The following is an 18086-nucleotide window of genomic DNA, read 5'->3' on the forward strand; positions in this document are numbered from 1 at the left end:
GCAAAGGAGAGGTCCGATGACCGCTACCCCTCGCCACTTTCTCAATCTCGATGATTTCGACGCCGTAACGCTGCGCGGCATGCTGAGCCAGGCTGTCGAACTCAAGGACCGCCTCAAGAAGGGTGATCGCCCGCAGCTTCTCAAGGACAAGGTGCTGGCGATGATCTTCGAGCGCCAGTCGACCCGCACCCGCGTCAGCTTCGATGTCGGCATGCGACAACTCGGCGGCGAGACCATCTTTCTTACCGGCCAGGAAATGCAGCTCAGCCGCGAAGAGACGCTGGCCGACACGGCTCGCGTCATGTCGCGTTATGTCGACGCAATCATGATCCGCATCCTGACCCATCAGGATCTGCTCGATCTCGCCGAAGCGGCGACGGTGCCGGTGATCAACGGCCTCACCCGCCGCGCCCATCCCTGCCAGGTTATGGCGGACGTGATGACCTTCGAAGAGCACCGCGGCAACATCAAGGGCGCCAAGGTCGCCTGGGTCGGCGACAGCAACAATGTGCTGGCCAGCTGGGTGAACGCTGCCGAACTGTTCGGGGCCGAACTGACCATCGCCGTGCCGGAGGAATACGCGCCGGAAAAGGACCTCCTCGCCGACATCAGGAAGGCAGGCCCGTTGGTCCGCCTGATCGAGGATCCCGAGGAGGCGGTGAAGGACGCGAACCTCATCATCACCGACACTTGGGTGTCGATGGGCGACACCGATGCTGCTGAGCGCCGCAGGGCCTTGAAACCTTACCAGGTGAACCCCCATCTGATGGGACTTGCCGACAAGGACGCGCTGTTTATGCACTGCCTGCCGGCCCATCGCGGCGACGAGGTGACCGACGAGGTCATAGACGGGCCGCAATCGGTGGTCTTTGATGAAGCCGAAAACCGGCTTCACGCCCAGAAGGCGATCCTGTGCTGGGCCCTGGGCCAGGACCGGCAGAACATCTAGCCGTTCTGCCAATCTGATGCGCACTATGATGTAAGGCGCGGAACCCGGTCCCCAAGGAGGAGCGGTGTTGCTCCGCGAGATCGGGTTTGGATGATGACGCAGACTGACATGAGCACCTACGGCCTCGATCGTCCGGAATCGGGCGATGATGTCGTGGTGCCCTTCACCCTCGACCGGCTCGACAGCCGCGGCCGCGTGGTCCGGCTCGGCGCTGCGCTCGACAATATTCTCAACCGCCACAACTATCCCGAGCCGGTCGCGCGCCTGCTCGGCGAAGCCGTGGTGCTTGCCGCGCTGATCGGCTCGTCGCTGAAGTTCGAGGGCCGGTTCATTCTGCAGACGCAGACCGACGGGCCGGTGAATCTGATCGTCGTCGATCTCGATGCGCCCGATGGCCTGCGCGGCTACGCGCGCTTCGACGCCGATGCGGTGATGCAGGCGATCCAGCGCGGCGAGACCTCACCGGCGCAACTGCTCGGCAAGGGCCACCTCGCCATGACCGTCGACCAAGGCACGCACATGGAGCGCTATCAGGGTATCGTCGCGCTCGATGGCGGCACGCTCGAAGACGTGGCGCACACCTACTTCCAGCAGTCCGAGCAGATCCCGACGCTGGTCCGGCTGGCGGTCGCCCAGCATTCGGTGCGCGGCACGGCGGGCCCGCATTGGCGGGCCGGTGGCGCCTTGGTGCAGTTCCTGCCGCCGCACGGCCAGTCGGTGATGCCGGATCTGCCGGGCGACGGCAATTTCGACAACCCCGAGACTGCCGACCCCGACTTCGTCGAAGACGACAAGTGGACGACGACGCGGGCGTACCTCTCAACCGTCGCCGACGACGAGCTCGCCGACCCGGACCTCAGCGCCGAGCGCCTGCTGTTCCGGCTGTTCAACGAGCCGGGCGTGCGGGTGTTCGAGCCGATCGCGCTCGAAGAGCGCTGCACCTGCTCGGCCGAGCGCATCGAAGCGATGCTGCGCGACAACTTCTCGCCCGAAGAGCGCGAGGACATGGTGATCGACGGTGAGATCGAGGTGGTGTGCGAGTTCTGTTCCGCTGACTACCACTTCAAGCCGCACGAGTTCGACGACCACCCGTCGCACCAGCACTGAGGAAGAAGAGGCCCAACCGCAAGGTTCGGGCCCTTTTTCATGCTTGGCAGGTCACAGCATTGACGTGACATCGACGGGTCCGCGGGAGTAAAATCGAAGCTCTTCCAGGGAAGGTCGCCATGGCTGACACGACCCATCATAGCTTCGGCGCGGACGAATTCAGGTCGCTCGGTTCGCTTGCTGGCACCCTTATCGTCATGGCGCTGCTGCTGTTGTGGCCCGCGGGAAAGCTGGGCTGGACGCAAGCGTGGCTGTATCTCGCCTTGTTCGTGGCCGCCTGTGTGGTTGCGATGGTCTATATATGGCGGGTCGACCCCGAGCTGTTCGTCGTGAGGCGAAAGCCGCAAGCGGGGACGAAGCCTTGGGATTTGGCCTTCGTCGCGGTGACGTTGACTTCGATGGCGGCGATCCTGCCCGTGGCCGGGCTCGATTTTCGGTTTTCGTGGTGGCAACTGCCGGTGGGGATTATCTGGTTGGGGTACCTGGTGTTCCTTGGCGGCTTCTGGCTGACGGCGTGGGCGCAGGGCGTGAATCGGCATTTCGAACTCACCATTCGCATCCAGACCGATCGCGGGCATAAGGTCGTCGAGAGCGGCCCCTATGCGATGGTTCGGCACCCCGGCTATGTCGGCGGGGCCGCCCTTGGAATCGGCACCGCGCTCGCGCTTGGCTCGGCTGTTGCGGTGATCCCGGCGCTCATTTGCATCGTCGCCCTGGCGCTCCGCACCCTGGCCGAGGAACAGACGCTCAGCGAGGAACTGCCGGGCTATGCCGAGTACATGCGCAAGGTCCGCTTCCGCTGGGTGCCGGGCGTCTGGTGATCACTCGCTCGCCAGTGCCACAACGGGATCGAGCCGGGCCGCCGAACGCGCGGGCATGAAGCCGAAGGCGACACCGATGACTGTCGAGGCGATGAAGGCGGCGATGATCGTCGTGGGCGAGTAGATGAAGGTCATGCCGCTCACCAGATTCTCGACGCCGAAGCCGATGCCGAGCGAGAGCAGCACGCCGATGGTGCCGCCTATCAGGCAGACCAGCACCGCTTCGATCAGGAACTGCTGCAGGATATCGCCCTGACGGGCACCGACGGCCATGCGGACGCCGATCTCGCGGGTCCGTTCGCGCACCGACACCAGCATGATGTTCATCACCCCGATGCCGCCGACCACCAGCGAGATCACGGCGATGGCCGAGATCAGCAGTGAGAGAGTCTGAGAGGTCGACTGGATGGTTTCGCGGATGGTGTCGGTGTTCTGGAGGCTGAAATCGACTGTACCGTGGCGCTGGATCAGGAGAGCTTCGATCTTGGCCTGAGCCTCGGTCACATCGGCGCTGTCGGCGACGCGCACGGTGATGGTCGAGAGCCAGCTCTGGCCGAGGATGCGCGACATAGCCGTGGTGTAGGGCATCCAGATGCTGATTGCGTTCGACTGCGGACCGAAATTGTTGGTGCTCGCTTCGACGACGCCGATAATCCGGAGCGGGACATTGCCGACGAGCACGACCTGCCCCACCGCCTCTTCGCCATCGGTGAAGAGCGTGTCGCGGGCCGTGGTGTCGATGACCGCCTCCTGCGCGAGCTCGCTGACGCTGTCGGCATCGAAGTTCGTGCCGTCGACGAAGGAGCGGTTGTTGACACGGAAGTAGTCCGAGCCGACGCCCTGGATCTGGGCATTGGCGGAGACGCTGCGATAGCGCACCGCGCCATTGCTCGAGACCTGCGGCGTGACGCTGTCGGCATAGTCCTCCGCCGCGATGGCGGCGGCATCGGCGGGCACAAGCGTGCGGATGGCATCGCGGCGCCGGTCGGCCGCGCTGGCGCCGGGCAGGACATTGATGGTGTTGGTGCCGATCGAACTGATGCGATCGAGCACGGTCTGTTGGCTTCCCTGCCCCAATGCGACGACCGACACCACTGAGGCGATGCCGATGATGATGCCGAGCATGGTGAGGAAGGTGCGGAGGCGATGGCTCGACAGCGCGCGCACCGCCATCTGCAGCGCTTCCAAGCCGCGATCGAGCGCCTCGCGCCAGCGCGGCACCCGCTTGATCTCCACTGGTGCTTTACGCGCCGGTGCTGACGCGCCTTCATTGCGCCGGTCGGCGATAATGACGCCGTCGCTGATCTCGACGATGCGCTCGGTCTGCGCGGCGATTGCGGCGTCGTGGGTGACAATGATGATCGTATGGCCTTCGGCGTGCAGCTCCTTGAGCAGGCCGAGCAGTTCCTTGCCGCTGCGGGAGTCGAGCGCGCCGGTCGGCTCGTCGGCGAGGATGACGTTGCCGCCGTTGACCAGCGCGCGCGCCACGCTGACGCGCTGCTGCTGGCCGCCGGAAAGGGCGTTCGGATGGTGCGTCAGGCGGTCGGCCAGCCCGAGCCGATCGAGCAGGCGATGCGCGCGCTCGCGCCGCTCGGTCCGCTTGGCTCCGGCATAAATGGCGGGGACTTCGACATTTTCGAGCGCGTCGAGATCGGGCAGCAACTGGTAGCGCTGGAAGATGAAGCCGAAATGCTCGCGGCGCAGTTCGGCCATTTCGTCCGGCGCGAGCTTCGCGACATCGCGGCCGGCGAGGTGGTATTCACCGGTCCAGCCGTTGTCGAGGCAGCCGAGAACGTTCATCAGCGTCGACTTGCCCGAGCCGGACTGGCCCATGATCGCAACCATCTCGCCGGCCTCGATGCTGAGGTCGATGTCCCGGAGTACGGTGATGCTCTCGCCGCCGGCCGGGAATTCGCGCCGGAGCTTCTTGATGGAGATAAGCGGTTCGGTCATAGCCGGAACCTCAGCGGATCATCATCATCGGCGGGCCGGCGCCGGCGAGGACGTTCTGCGGTCCGCCCTGGCGGGCCGCGCCCGTCGGGCGAATGGCGGTGGTCGCTGCGGTGGTGACGACGAGGTCGCCTTCGTCGAGGCCGGAGGTGATCTCGGCGGTGACCTTGTTGTTGAGGCCGACCGAAACCTTGCGCGGTTCGACCTTCTCGGCGGTCTGGTCCCAGACAGGTACGATGTAGCTGCCGTCGCGCATTCTGGGGCTCAGCAGCGAGGCCGGGATGGTCAGGACGTTGGTGGCGTCTTGCAGCACGATGGTGACCTGTGCGGTCATCGAGATGCGCAGCTTGTGGTCCGGGTTATCCACGTCGAACAGGCCGTTATAGTAGATGGCCGTCGATGTGCTCGAACTGGTTGAGTCATCGGCGATGGATTCGGGGGCCGGCTCGATAGCCCGCAGCGTGGCGTCGATGCGGGTGTCGGGGTCGCCGAGGATGGTGAAATACACCTTCTGGCCCGGCTGGACGCGCGGCACGTCGGCCTCCGAGATCTCGGCCTTCACCACCATCTTGTCGAGGTTGGCGATCTTGACGATGGTCGGGGAGGAATTGGAGGCATTGACCGACTGGCCGACCTCCACCGAGACGGCGACAATGGTGCCGTCCGAAGGGGCGACGATCTTCGTGCGGTCGAGGTCCAGTTGCGCCGACTCGACGCTCAGTTGTGCCTGCTGGATCTGCGCGTCGATGGCCTTGAGGTCGCCTTCGGCGGTCTCTACGGCAAGCTGGGCGGCCTGGAAGTCGGCGTCGGAGACGAGCTTGTCCGGATTGAGCTTTTCGGCACGCGTCAGGGCAACCTTGGCCTGGGCGAGGCTGGCCGCCTTGACGCCCTTCTGCGCCTCGATATTGGCGAGCGAGGCCTGGGCGGCCTTGACCGCGTTTTCCTGGTTGAGAGAATCGATCTCGGCGATAACATCACCGGATTTCACGTCGTCGCCGAGCTGGACGTTCAGCATCTTGATGCGGCCGGAGACCTCGGCACCGACGCTGACCAGCGAGCTCGCTTCGATCGTGCCGGTGGCGAGCACGGTCTCCTCGACATCGCCACGCGCCACGGGAGTCGTGCGCGGTACTTCGTCCTTGGCGGGCGCGCCATAAACCAGCCAGCCCGCTGCGGCACCACCCAGCAGCACAACCAGCACAATCCACTTTATCCAGCGCTTCATCACGTCACCTCAATGCCCATTCGCCCGCCTCACACATAAGAACGGCCGGCAGCGATGTCGCCTTAGAGCTTGGTAAGCTGGGTGAAATCTTGGACAGGCTGGAAACGTTGGGAAACGGAGGGCGTGCTGATACGTCCGACCGCCAGAGGCGTCGGAGTTTTCATAGAACGCATCTCCCTTCGAGAGATGAAGCGACGTGCCGGCGAGGCGTTTGCCCCTCGCGGGTAGTCCGCAATGTAAGTGAGGCTCACGCCTCGCCGGCCGATCGGGGTTTTGGGCGTATGGCACGATGGCTCGGGCGCATCCCGTGCCGCATCGCGAGGAACCTGCCGGCTGCAAACGGCCGGAATCCACCGGATACCGTCCCGCCTCTGCGGCTGCCTCATGCGTGGCAGCCTTGTCCCTTCGAGCCATCCCGCATCGGACGGCTCCCGCGTGCTAGCGGCGTCCCCGGCGAACCGGATCATGCCGTCGTGCTTTCGGCCTGATGGCGAACGACTCCACCATCACCCAATCTCCACCGCACCAACCACTCGTCATGATCTCGCTTCGGTGCAGCGGACGAGGGAGAGAATCGCACGGATTGGAGCTGGGAGGATAAGAATCGTGAGGGCGGTGCGTGCGGCTCACCACCACCCCAGCTTCGCTACGGCTTCGCCGAGCTGCGCTACCCTCCCCACAAGGGGGAGGGAGACCTGACTGATGCTTCTTTGATGGGCTTCGAGTCGAGCCGAAGGCAAGATCGCTCCAGCGGAGCGACTTTAGGCCGGCAGGGCCGCCACGGCGGAGAGGGCACCCGACGCGCCGTCCCTCAGCTCAGTGCTGCAAACCGCTCGTCGAACGCGTAGCCGGCGCCGCGGACGGTGCGGATGGGGTCGGCGTCGCGGTGGCGGTTGATGGCCTTGCGGAGGCGCCCGACATGGACGTCGACGGTGCGTTCGTCGACATAGACGTCGTTGCCCCAGACGCCGTCGAGCAGTTGCTCGCGCGAGTAGACCCGGCCCGGGTGGCGCATCAGGTACTCGAGCAGGCGGTACTCGGTCGGGCCCAGGTGCACTTCGCGGCCGCCGCGACGGACGCGATGGCTGGTGCGATCGAGCTCGAGGTCGCCGGCCTTGAGCACGGCGGTGACGAGCTGCGGGCTCGAGCGGCGGAGCAGAGCGTTGATGCGGGCGAGCAGCTCGGGGATCGAGAAAGGCTTGACCACATAGTCGTCGGCGCCGGTGGCGAGGCCACGGACGCGTTCTTCTTCCTCGCCGCGCGCGGTGATCATGATGATCGGGGTGCGGGCGGTTTCCTCGCGGGCGCGCCAGCGGCGGCAGAGTTCGATGCCGCTGAGGCCAGGCAGCATCCAATCGAGCAGGATCAGGTCCGGCACGCCGTCGCGGATGCGCTCAACGGCTTCGTCACCCGATGCGGCGGTGGCGACGCGAAAGCCCTCGGCTTCGAGGTTGTAGCGCAGCAGCACGGCGACATCGTCTTCGTCTTCGACGATCAGGATGGTTGCGCTCATCTCGGTCTATCCTAGCGGGGCTGACGCTGCTGTTCTTCGGCACCGAGGTGCCGGCCGGTCTCGAGATAGTAGGCGGCTTCGGCGATGTTGGTCGCGTGGTCGCCGACGCGCTCGAGGCTCTTGGCACAGAAGAGCAGGTGGGTGCACTGCGTGATGTTGCGCGGGTCTTCCATCATATAAGTGAGGAGTTCGCGGAACAGCGAGTTGTAGATGGCGTCGACTTCGTCGTCGCGCGAGCAGACATCCACCGCGGCCTTGCTGTCGCGGGTGAGGTAGGCATCGAGAGCGGTCTGCAGCTGGCGGGCGACCAGCTCCTTCATGTGCTTGACGCCGTTGTAGAATTTCGGCGCGAGGCTGAGCGACTCGATCTGCAGGGCGCGCTTGGCCAACTGCTTGGCCATGTCGCCGGTGCGCTCGAGATCGTTGGCCACTTGGATGGCCGTCACCACCATGCGCAGGTCCGCGGCCATGGGCTGGCGGCGGGCGATGATCGAAACGGCTGCATCATTGATGCGCTGCTGCATGTCGTCGATCTTCTTGTCGAAGAGGCGGACATCCTGGGCCTGCTTGTGATCCAGCTTCAGCAGCGCGCCGGCGCCTTCGGTGATCGCCTGCTCGACCATGCCGCCCATCTCGGAGATGGCGGTGTTCAGGTTGGTCAGTTCGTCCTCGTAGGAGGTGACGATATGCTCGTTCAGCGTGGTCGCCATGGTGGTCGAGTCCTTGTCTGGAGCCGTTCGCCGGCCGGGAGCCGCCGAATGGCTCCGAGTTAATATGTGGTCGCGCTTCCGAACCGGAAACCTGCAAGCGCTCCTGACGTCAGCCGATACGGCCGGTGATGTAGTCCTGCGTCTGCTTGTTGCGCGGATTGGTGAAGATGTCCTCGGTCTTGCCTTCCTCGATGAGCTTGCCGAGGTGGAAGAACGCGGTCTTCTGGCTGACGCGGGCGGCCTGCTGCATGGAGTGGGTGACGATGACGATGGTGAAGTTCTCACGCAGCTCGTCGATCAGTTCCTCGATGACGGCGGTAGCGATGGGGTCGAGTGCCGAGCACGGCTCGTCCATCAGCAGCACTTCGGGACGCGTCGCGATGGCGCGGGCGATGCAGAGGCGCTGCTGCTGGCCGCCGGAAAGGCCGGTGCCCGGTTCCTGGAGGCGGTCCTTGACCTCGTTCCAGAGGCCAGCGCGGCGCAGCGACGAATGGACGATCTCATCCATGTCGGTCTTGTTGCGGGCGATGCCGTGGATGCGCGGGCCGTAGGCGACGTTCTCGTAGATCGACTTCGGGAACGGATTGGGCTTCTGGAACACCATGCCGACGCGGGCGCGGAGCTCGACCACGTCGATCGAGGGATCGTAGATGTCGTCGTCGTCGAGGCTGATCTTGCCGGTGACGCGGCAGCCGTCGATGGTGTCGTTCATGCGGTTGAGCGAGCGCAGGAACGTCGACTTGCCGCAGCCCGAGGGGCCGATCAGCGAGGTGACGTTGAACTGCTCGATCTGCAAATCGACGTCGAACAGGGCCTGCTTCTCGCCGTAGAAGACGCCGACCTTCTCGCCGCGCATCTTGGGCGGGGCGTTGGGGATCGAGGCGGGAGCGGAGCTGGCAGCGAAGGCTTCGGTGGTCATGTGGTTCATCCGTGATTTGGCTTACCAGCGACGCTCGAAGCGGCGGCGCAGCAGAATGGCGATGATGTTCATGAGGGCGAGGAAGGCGAGCAGCACGATGATGGCGCCCGAAGTGCGTTCGACGAAAGCACGTTCGGCCTCGTTCGACCACATGTAGATCTGGACGGGCAGCGCGGTCGCCGGATCGAAGGGCGTCGTCGGGGCGTCGGCGACGAAGGCCACCATGCCGATGAGGAGGAGCGGCGCGGTCTCACCGAGCGCACGGGCGAGGCCGATGATGGTGCCGGTGAGGATGCCGGGCGTCGCCAGCGGCAGGACGTGGTCGAACACCATCTGCATCTTCGACGCACCGATGCCGAGGGCGGCAGAGCGGATCGAGGGGGGCACCGAGCGCAGCGCGGCGCGGGTGGCGATGATGATGGTGGGCAGGGTCATCAGGGTGAGGACCAGGCCACCGACGATCGGCGCCGAACGCGGCATGCCGAAGAAGTTGATGAACACCGCAAGGCCGAGGAGACCGAAGACGATCGAGGGCACGGCCGCGAGGTTGTTGATGTTCACCTCGATGAAGTCGGTGAAGCGGTTCTTCTTGGCGAATTCCTCGAGATAGATCGAGGCGGCGACGCCGATGGGGAGCGCGCAGAGCAGCACGATGCCCATCATGTAGAACGAGCCGATGAGCGCGACGCCGAGGCCGGAGGTCTCCGGCCGCGAGGAGGCGCCGAAGGTGAGCAGGCCCCAGTTGAACGGCGTCGAGATGGCGCCCTCGGCCCTGAGCTGGTCGAGCCAGGCGAGTTGCTGGTCGGAGACCTTGCGATTGACCTCGGCGACGTTGAGGTCGATCTGGCCCTTGTTGGCGCTATCGATATCGGCCGTGGCAAGCAGCGTGACCGGGCGCGTAGTGCCGATCACGGAGGGATCGCTGACCACGATCTGGCGCAGGACGGCGCGGCTACCGTCGGAGATGAACTTCGAGACTTCCTTCATTGCCGCCTTGTCGTCGGGTGAGATACCAAGCGCCTTGGCCAGGGCATTGCGGGCAACAACGGGGTAGTTGGCCGAGATGAGGACGCGCGGGTTGGTGGCGCGCTCGTTGTCCTTGTCGATGATCTCGGCACTGAACTCGACCGGCACGGTGATCGAGGTCTGGACGAAGGACGTGTAGCCCTTCGAGATGATCGAAAAGAGCAGGATGGCGAGGAAGCCGAGGCCGATGACGATGGCGGCGATGCCGTAGAAGCGGAAGCGGGCTTCGGCGGCGTGCCGGCGCTTCAGGCCGAAGTCGCGGCGCGAAGCGGTGCCGGTGGCGACGGCGCTGTGAGGCAGGGCGGCGTCGGTCATTCGTACTGCTCCCGATACTTGCGCACGATGTAGAGCGCGTAGACGTTCATGCCGAGGGTGATGACGAAGAGGGTCAGGCCCAGAGCGAAGGCGACGAGGGTCTGCGGCGAGTTGAACTCGAGGTCGCCGGTCAGCTGGTTGACGATCTTCACCGTGATGGTGGTCATCGCCTCGAAGGGGTTGGCGCTGAGGCGGGCGGCGACACCGGCGGCGAGCACCACGATCATGGTTTCGCCGATGGCGCGCGAGGCGGTGAGCAGCAGTGCGCCGACAATGCCGGGGAGCGCGGCGGGAAGGATCACCTTGCGGATGGTTTCCGACCGGGTGGCGCCGAGCGCCAGCGAGCCGTCGCGCATGGCGCGGGGCACGGCGGTAATCACGTCATCGGAGAGCGAGGAGACCACCGGGATCAGCATCACGCCCATCACGATGCCGGCGGTGAACACCGACTGGGCCTGGATGAATGCAAAGCCGCCGGCGAGTGCCGCCGAGAGATCGCGGAAGAAGGGCCCGAGCGTCACCACGGCGAAGATGCCGTAGACGATGGTGGGGATACCGGCGAGCAGTTCGAGCAGCGGCTTGACCGTCGAGCGGACCCGGGGGCTCGCATATTCGCCCATGTAGACCGCAGCCATGAGGCCGACCGGCACGGCAAACAGCATCGAGACCAGGGCGATGTAGAGCGTGCCGGCGAGCAGCGGGATGAGGCCGAACTGGCCTTCCGAGCCGCCGGAGCCGGCCGCGGCGAAGCGCGGGTCCCAGACGGTGCCGAAGAAGAAGTTCAGCGGGTTGATATCGGAGAAGAAGTGGATCGTCTCGCCCAGCATCGAGAGCACGATGCCCACGGTGGTGAGAACCGCGACGCTCGAGGCGCCGAGCAGGGCCCAGAGGACGATGCGCTCGACCTCGTTACGGGCCCGCAGGCGGATCCTGATGCGAGAGTAGGCGAAGACGGCGCCAGCGATCGACAGCAGCAGGGTGAGGCCCTGGATCAGCAGGCGGTGGGCATTGGCATCTTCGTTCACGCCGGCGGCGAGCGGGACCATGTAGTCCTCGCCGCTATCGGGCATGGTGATGCCGGCGGACGAGGCCTGGTCGCGCAGCGTGGCATAGGTCGCGGGAACATCTCCGCCGGTGAGGCCAAGGCGCGAGAGCGCGCCGGCGGCATTGTGGACGATGCCGATCTGAAGGCTGGCGGCGGCGGTGTCGGGCACGTGGGTGCCGACTTCGGCGCTGACCCGGTTCTCGATCAGACCGTTGGACACGGCGCTGAGGATCAGGAAGACAATCAGGGCGGGGAGCGTCGAGATGAGGAATGCAAACCAGCCGTGATAGAGCGGCAGGGAGTGCGGCACTTCCTTGGCGCGATCCACCTGGTCGCGCTGGAGGCGCGCACGCTGGGCGGAGAAGAAATATGCGAGGGCGCCAATTCCAAGAATTATTGCGACCAGCCAACCTGCGGACATCGGTGCCTCGTTTGAACACTTACTAGAACCGCCCGGAGGCGGAAGTGGCGCGGGCCGTAGCCCGCGCCTTTGGTAGACTTAGAGGGCAGTGCCAGCTTCGAACTTGGCGCGGATCTCTTCACGCTCGGCATCGGGAGCAGCGACCAGACCATACTCGGCCAGCGGCGAGTCCGGGCCGATCATGTCGTCGGAGATGAAGAAGTCCACGTATTCCTTGAGGCCCGGGATGACGCCGATATGGGCCTTCTTGACGTAAAAGTAGAGCGGACGCGAGACGGGGTACTCACCCGAGGAGATCGACTCGGTCGAGGGGACGACGCCACCGACGGTCGCGACCTTCAGCTTGTCGGCATTGTTCTCGTAGAACGAGAGGCCGAACACGCCGATACCGGTCTTGTTGCTGTCGATGCGAGCGAGGGTCTCGGTGTAATCGCCGTCGATGTCCACGGCCTTGCCATCCTTCCGGACCGCAACGCAGGTATCGAACAGGGCGTCTTCAGCGACGCCGGCGGCCGTCAGGGCCTCCTTGTCGCAACCAGCCTCGAGAACCTTGGTCTCGAAGACTTCACGAGTGCCGTGCTTTTCTCCCGGGATGTAGGCGGCGATATCCCACTCGGGGAAGGCCGCGTTCACTTCGGACCACTTGGTGTAGGGGTTGGCGACGAGCTTGCCGTCAACCAGCACTTGGGCCGCGAGAGCCTTGTAGATGTCGGCCGGGGCGAAAGCGAAATCCGGGCCGGCGATGTCGGAGGCGAAGACGATGCCGTCGTAGCCGATCTTGACTTCCTCGACCTCGGCGACGCCATTAGTCTTGCAGCTCTCGAGCTCATCGGCCTTCATGGCGCGCGAGGAGTTGGCGATGTCGATCTTGTCCTCGCCGACGCCTTCACAGAACTGCTTGATGCCAGCGCCCGAACCACCGGACTCGACGACCGGGGTCTTGAAGTCCGGGAAGGCTTCGCCGAACGACTCGGCGACGATCTTGGCGTACGGGAGAACGGTGGACGAACCGGCGACCTGAACTTGGTCGCGCGCCGCTGCGGCACCAAGGCCAGCGGCAAGCGCGATTACCGCAGCGCTCGCGAAAACTGCAATCTTCATGATGTCTTTCCCTTTCGGAAGGATGGCCTTGAGGCCCTTCTGGCGGGCCCCGGAACCTCCGGCCGCCCTGTCTGCAAGGCGGAACCTATGGGCGTTGTCACAAGGTTTTATGACAGCGGGATTGCACTTTTGTGACATGCTAGACCATTGAACCGTATGGTCTATTTCTCAGAACTCGATGGCCGGCCTGTGGAAAGGTCACCGTCCGTCATTTTCGGAGAAGCACGTCCACGCGAGTCCCCTGCCCCGGCTGGCTCTTGATGCTGAGCAGGCCGTGGTGGCGGGTGACGATGTGCTTGACGATGGCGAGGCCCAGGCCGGTGCCCTTTTTCTTGCGGCTCGTATCCGCATCGACGCGATAGAACCGCTCGGTCAGGCGCGGCACATGCTCTTCGGCAACGCCGGCACCGTGATCGACGACCGAGACCAGCGCATCAAAGCCCGAGCGCCGGGTTTCGGGGGTCAGCGTGATTTCGATGGTGTCCCCGTCGGCACCGTATTTGATGGCGTTCTCGAGCAGGTTCTCGAACACCTCGTAAAGCTCATCGCGATCGCCGCTGACGATGACCGGTGACTCCGGCACGGTGACCTCGAGCCGCGACTTGGTCTCGGCGGCCTGGGTCTGAAGGCCCTCGGCCACTTCGCGCAGCAGGGGGCCAAGGTCGACGGGGGCGGTTGGGCGAACGTGCTGGCGCATCTCTATGCGGCTCAGCGACAGCAGGTCCTCGATCAGCTTCGACATCCGCGAGGCCTGGCCACGCATGAGACCGAGGAAGCGCTCGCGCGCCGCCTTGTCGTTGGCGGCCGGTCCGAGCAGCGTATCGATGAAGCCGACCAGCGAGGTCAGCGGGGTGCGCAGCTCGTGGCTGGCATTTGCGATGAAATCGGTGCGCAACGACTCGAGGCGCTTGGACTCAGTGAGGCTCTGCAGCGTGATGACGAGGATGCCGTGATGGTCGCCGCCTTCAGGCACCAGGGGTGAGATGGTGGCGCGATACCAGGTCTCGTTGGGCACGGTATGGTGCAGCTCGATGGTCTGCGCGGCGCCGAGCCGGGCCGCCTCGATTGCGGCGAGCAGCTGCGGAAAGCGCAGAGTGAAGGCGATCGGACTGCCTGCGACCACGCCGGGGAAGTGCCGGATGGCCTGCTGGTTGACGTGGAAGATGACGCTGCGGGCATCGAGCACGATGGCCGGATCGGGCAGCGCATCGGCGAAATGGCGCAGCGCATCGGCGAAGGCAAGCTGCCCCTGCGCGGTGGCGGAGACGACGCCGGTATCGGAGTCGGTCGTTTCGGGAACGAGCGCGGCAAGGGCGACGATCGCGGCGTAGGCAAGCGCCCCGATCCAGACCGGGATGGCGTCGAGCCCGGCCATGGTCATGAACACCAGGGCGACGGCAAGGAGGAGCAGCAGTCGGCCGTAGAGGCGCGATCGCAATGTGTCGAGCCAGTTCAATCCGGCCACTCCGCGCTGGGCTTCGTCAACCATCTGCCATTCCTTCGGCGCCGGAACGATTCGGCCGCCTTGCCAGATGGGGGTGTTCATAGCACGGTTGTGACACGGTCATGACAGGACGGAGAGTTGCATAAAATGCCCGACACGCTCGAGAACTTCGATCTCGACGATCCCGTCCTGCCCCGCGCGATCAAGAAGAAGGCGCTGACGTCGGGCGGCTTCCCCTATGACGAGAAGCTCGACGACGACACGTACGAGGCCGAAATGCTGCAGGTGCAGCGGCAGCTGGCGCTGCTGCAGCAGGATCAGGCCAAGAGCGGCAAGCGCATCGTGATCGTCTTCGAGGGGCGCGATGCCGCCGGCAAGGGTGGCGCGATCGCGACCTATCTTGAGAACCTCAACCCGCGCTTCAATATGGCGGTCGCCCTGCCCAAGCCGTCGGACCGGGAGAGGACGCAGTGGTACTTCCAGCGCTATGTCGACTGGATGCCGGCCGCGGGCGAGCAGGTGCTGTTCGACCGCTCCTGGTACAACCGGGCCGGGGTTGAGCCGGTGATGGGGTTCTGCACGCCGGAGCAGACGGCGCAGTTCCTCGGGGAAGTCCCCGATTTCGAGAAGATGCTGGTGCGCGACGGCATCCACCTGTTCAAGTTCTGGCTGACAATCGGGCGCGAGATGCAGCTCAAGCGCTTCCACGACCGCCGCCATGATCCGCTGAAAATCTGGAAACTCTCCCCGATCGACCTCGAGGCGCTGCGGCGCTTCGATGACTATTCGAAAGCGCGCAACCACATGCTGGAAGCCACCCATTCCGAGCATGCGCCGTGGCGGATCGTGTTCAACAACGACAAGCAGCGCGGCCGGCTGGCGCTGATGCGCTCGGTGCTGCACGCACTCGATTTCGAGGGCAAGGACAACAAGCTGATCGGCACCGTGGACGAGAATATCCTGCTGACGCCCAAGGCCTTCATGAACACCCACAGCGAGATGTAGCGGATGGATTGACCAATCGGTCAAAACCCCGTCAACTGACTGTTAACGTTTTGTGCCGGAGGCCGGCGAAACGTGAACAACAGGGGCGAGGCCTGGGGGCCGGAACGCCCCGTAGGGGTCAGTATGGTGGGGCACCAGTTCGACGCGAGCCGAGAGGTGAGCGTCGTGCCGCCAGTGCTGGTATTCAACGCCGAGGGGCACTCGCCCTTCGTGCTGGCCTGTGACCACGCCTCGAACCGCTTCCCCGAGCCTTATGGCGACCTGGGGCTGACGCCGCACCAGCGGCTCATGCATGTCGCCTGGGATCCGGGCGCGATGGCGGTGGCGCTGCAGCTGAGCGATCTGCTCGACGCGCCGCTGGTCGCCTCGACGGTGAGCCGGCTGGTCATCGACTGCAACCGGCGACACGACGCGCCGGACCTGATCCCGATCACCTCCGAGCGCACCGAAATCCCGGGCAACAAGGGCATTGGGGACAACGAGCGCGCGAGGCGGATCGGTGCTTTTCACGAGCCGTTCCATCTGGCGCTCGAAGGGGTGCTGGACGGGCGTAAAGCGGCTGGAATCGAAACGGTGCTGGTCACCGTCCACTCGTTCACCCCGGTCTACAAGGACGTGCCGCGGCCTTGGCCGATCGGGCTCATCCATGCGCATGACGACCGCTTCACCGCAGCGCTACGGGACGCGCTGGTGGCGGAGGACGCCGAGCTCAACGTGGGCTGGAACCAGCCCTATTCGGCGCTGAACGGGGTCACCTACACGCTCGAGCACCATGGCGAGGATCGCGGGCTCGAAGCGACGATGATCGAAATCCGCCACGACGAAATTCTCGAACCAGAAGGGGTGGCCCGCTGGGCTGCCCGGCTGGCCCGTTGCCTCGAAGCCGCACTTGGGGCGCGCGGCGGTGCAACGGCTACATCGCCGACCGACCAGGACACGTCAGTTCACAGGAGGGTTTGATGGCTGACATACCGTCTAGTGCCACGGGCACGCAGGCGGGGGGCGTGAAATACGCCACCCGCGACAAAGACTATTTCGCCAAGCGCGGCTTGGAACGATATGCGGGCATCTGGTCGCTCTGGGCGCTGGGCGTCGGCGCGGTGATCTCGGGCCACTTCTCGGGCTGGAACTTCGGCTTCGCCACCGGCGGCTGGGGCGGCATGCTGGTCGCCGGCATCATCATCGCCATCATGTATCTGGGCCTCACCTTCTCGATCGCCGAGATGAGCCCGGCGCTACCGCACACCGGTGCCGCCTACTCGTTCGCCCGCACCTCGATGGGACCCTGGGGCGGGTTCGTCACGGGCCTGTTCGAGAACGTCGAATACGTGCTCACCCCGGCGGTGATCTGTACGTTCATTTCGGCCTATTTCGGCTCGATCACCGGGCTCGATACGGCGCTTTATCCAATCTTATGGATCGTGTTCTACGCGATCTTCCTGGCGCTCAACATTTACGGCGTGGCGCTGAGCTACAAGGTGACCCTCGCCGTCACGCTGATTTCGCTGGCCGGTCTCGCCTTCTTCTACATCAGCGCTTTTGGGCACATCGACTTCTCGCGCTGGGCGCTGAACATCGCACCGGATGGCTCGGAGCTGCCGGAAGGCGGCGGCGAGTGGTTCCCCAAGGGCTTTGGCGGCGTGCTCGCCACCCTGCCCTTCGCGGTGTGGCTATTCCTCGCCATCGAGCAGGTGCCGCTGGCAGCGGAAGAATCGGTCGATCCGAAGCGCGACATGCCGCGCGGCATCATGCTTGGCTTTGCGACGCTGGCGCTCTCGGCGTTCCTCGTCGTGCTGCTCAATCCCTCGATCGCCGGGGTTGGCTCGTTTGCTCTCGGTTCGTCGCTCGAGCCGGCGCTCGACGGTATCCGCGCCATGTTCCCGGATGTGGGCTGGGCCGCCTCGGCCTTCGGCATCGTGGCCCTGATCGGCCTCGTGGCGTCGTTCCACACCATCCTCTATGCGCAGGGCCGCCAGGTCTATTCGCTGAGCCGCGCGGGTTACTTCCCGTCGGCGCTCTCGGTGACGCACCCGAAGTATAAGACGCCGCATGTGGCGATGATCGCGGGCTCGCTGCTCGGCCTCGGCGTCATGCTGGTGATCTGGTTCGTCAACGGCGGCGGTGGTGCCGGGGAGACTCAGCTGGGTGACGACATCATCGGCTCGGTGCTGCTCAACATGGCGGTGTTCGGCGCGATGCTGAGCTACATCGCGCAGGCGATCAGCTTCGTCATCCTGCGGCGCAAGCTGCCCAATATCGAGCGGCCGTTCCGCAGCCCGGTCGGCATTCCCGGCGCGGTGCTGACCGTCATCATCGCGGCGGTGACGCTCGGCTACCAGGTGCAGGACCCGAACTTCTTCCGCGGCGTCATCTGGGTGATCGTCTGGTGTGCGGTGGGCATCGTCTATTTCGCCCTCGTCGGCCGGCACAAGCTCATTCTCTCGCCGGAGGAAGAGTTCGCGCTGGAACACGCCAAGCAGTAGCGAGCACGGGAGCCGCGCCCCAGCGTGCGGCTCCCCAACCAACACGCCAAAA

The 18086-nt window shown here is 65.0% G+C and carries 15 protein-coding genes; 6 read left to right on the plus strand and 9 right to left on the minus strand.

Features of this window, described 5'->3' with window-relative positions; translation table 11 throughout:
• Nucleotides 1–16: 16 nt before the first annotated feature.
• The 3 genes from argF (at nucleotide 17) to ACOYW5_RS09985 (ending at nucleotide 2877) form a co-directional block, all read left to right on the plus strand.
• Nucleotides 17–949 carry an ornithine carbamoyltransferase gene (gene argF / locus ACOYW5_RS09975; protein ID WP_423069099.1) on the plus strand — a complete coding sequence of 311 codons (933 nt, stop codon included), beginning with the start codon at nucleotides 17–19 and terminating at the stop codon, nucleotides 947–949.
• 108 nt (nucleotides 950–1057) lie between these two features.
• On the plus strand, nucleotides 1058–2056 hold the full coding sequence (locus ACOYW5_RS09980) for an Hsp33 family molecular chaperone (RefSeq protein ID WP_423069100.1): 999 nt from the start codon (nucleotides 1058–1060) through the stop codon (nucleotides 2054–2056).
• Between the two features lie 119 nt (nucleotides 2057–2175).
• Nucleotides 2176–2877 carry a methyltransferase family protein gene (locus ACOYW5_RS09985; protein ID WP_423069101.1) on the plus strand — a complete coding sequence of 234 codons (702 nt, stop codon included), beginning with the start codon at nucleotides 2176–2178 and terminating at the stop codon, nucleotides 2875–2877.
• On the opposite strand, the gene ACOYW5_RS09990 is transcribed toward ACOYW5_RS09985, so the two are convergent.
• The 9 genes from ACOYW5_RS09990 to ACOYW5_RS10030 all read right to left on the minus strand — a co-directional run bounded on the left by ACOYW5_RS09990 (nucleotide 2878) and on the right by ACOYW5_RS10030 (nucleotide 14591).
• Nucleotides 2878–4830: a MacB family efflux pump subunit gene (locus tag ACOYW5_RS09990; RefSeq protein ID WP_423069102.1), complete on the minus strand. Its 1953-nt coding sequence runs from the start codon at nucleotides 4828–4830 to the stop codon at nucleotides 2878–2880.
• Nucleotides 4831–4840: 10 nt separating this feature from the next.
• Nucleotides 4841–6052 (minus strand): efflux RND transporter periplasmic adaptor subunit, encoded by a 1212-nt coding sequence (locus ACOYW5_RS09995; protein WP_423069103.1) that lies wholly within the window; start codon nucleotides 6050–6052, stop codon nucleotides 4841–4843.
• 811 nt (nucleotides 6053–6863) lie between these two features.
• A complete protein-coding gene (gene phoB / locus ACOYW5_RS10000; RefSeq protein WP_423069104.1) occupies nucleotides 6864–7565 on the minus strand; it encodes a phosphate regulon transcriptional regulator PhoB in 702 nt (233 codons plus the stop codon).
• A gap of 11 nt (nucleotides 7566–7576) precedes the next feature.
• Entirely contained in the window at nucleotides 7577–8275 is a 699-nt protein-coding gene (phoU, locus tag ACOYW5_RS10005) for a phosphate signaling complex protein PhoU (protein ID WP_423069105.1), read from the minus strand.
• A gap of 109 nt (nucleotides 8276–8384) precedes the next feature.
• Entirely contained in the window at nucleotides 8385–9203 is an 819-nt protein-coding gene (gene pstB / locus ACOYW5_RS10010) for a phosphate ABC transporter ATP-binding protein PstB (protein WP_423069106.1), read from the minus strand.
• A gap of 12 nt (nucleotides 9204–9215) precedes the next feature.
• Nucleotides 9216–10535: a phosphate ABC transporter permease PstA gene (pstA, locus tag ACOYW5_RS10015; protein WP_423069107.1), complete on the minus strand. Its 1320-nt coding sequence runs from the start codon at nucleotides 10533–10535 to the stop codon at nucleotides 9216–9218.
• A complete protein-coding gene (gene pstC / locus ACOYW5_RS10020; RefSeq protein WP_423069108.1) occupies nucleotides 10532–12001 on the minus strand; it encodes a phosphate ABC transporter permease subunit PstC in 1470 nt (489 codons plus the stop codon). The genes pstA and pstC overlap by 4 nt, the downstream gene beginning before the upstream one ends.
• 78 nt (nucleotides 12002–12079) lie before the next feature.
• Nucleotides 12080–13102, minus strand: a complete 1023-nt coding sequence (locus ACOYW5_RS10025; protein WP_423069109.1) for a PstS family phosphate ABC transporter substrate-binding protein — start codon at nucleotides 13100–13102, stop codon at nucleotides 12080–12082.
• Between the two features lie 208 nt (nucleotides 13103–13310).
• The gene (locus ACOYW5_RS10030; protein ID WP_423069110.1) at nucleotides 13311–14591 is read right to left on the minus strand and encodes an ATP-binding protein; all 1281 of its coding nucleotides are present in this window, start codon (nucleotides 14589–14591) and stop codon (nucleotides 13311–13313) included.
• Between the two features lie 102 nt (nucleotides 14592–14693).
• On the opposite strand from ACOYW5_RS10030, the gene ppk2 reads away from it, so the two are divergent.
• From ppk2 to ACOYW5_RS10045, 3 genes are all read left to right on the plus strand, one after another.
• Nucleotides 14694–15551, plus strand: a complete 858-nt coding sequence (gene ppk2 / locus ACOYW5_RS10035) for a polyphosphate kinase 2 (RefSeq protein WP_423069111.1) — start codon at nucleotides 14694–14696, stop codon at nucleotides 15549–15551.
• Nucleotides 15552–15674: 123 nt separating this feature from the next.
• Entirely contained in the window at nucleotides 15675–16511 is an 837-nt protein-coding gene (locus tag ACOYW5_RS10040) for an N-formylglutamate amidohydrolase (RefSeq protein ID WP_423069439.1), read from the plus strand.
• Entirely contained in the window at nucleotides 16511–18034 is a 1524-nt protein-coding gene (locus ACOYW5_RS10045) for an amino acid permease (RefSeq protein ID WP_423069112.1), read from the plus strand. The genes ACOYW5_RS10040 and ACOYW5_RS10045 overlap by 1 nt, the downstream gene beginning before the upstream one ends.
• Nucleotides 18035–18086: the final 52 nt, after the last annotated feature.

Source organism: Devosia sp. CN2-171 (assembly GCF_049354815.1).
In the GTDB taxonomy this organism is placed as follows: domain Bacteria; phylum Pseudomonadota; class Alphaproteobacteria; order Rhizobiales; family Devosiaceae; genus Devosia_A.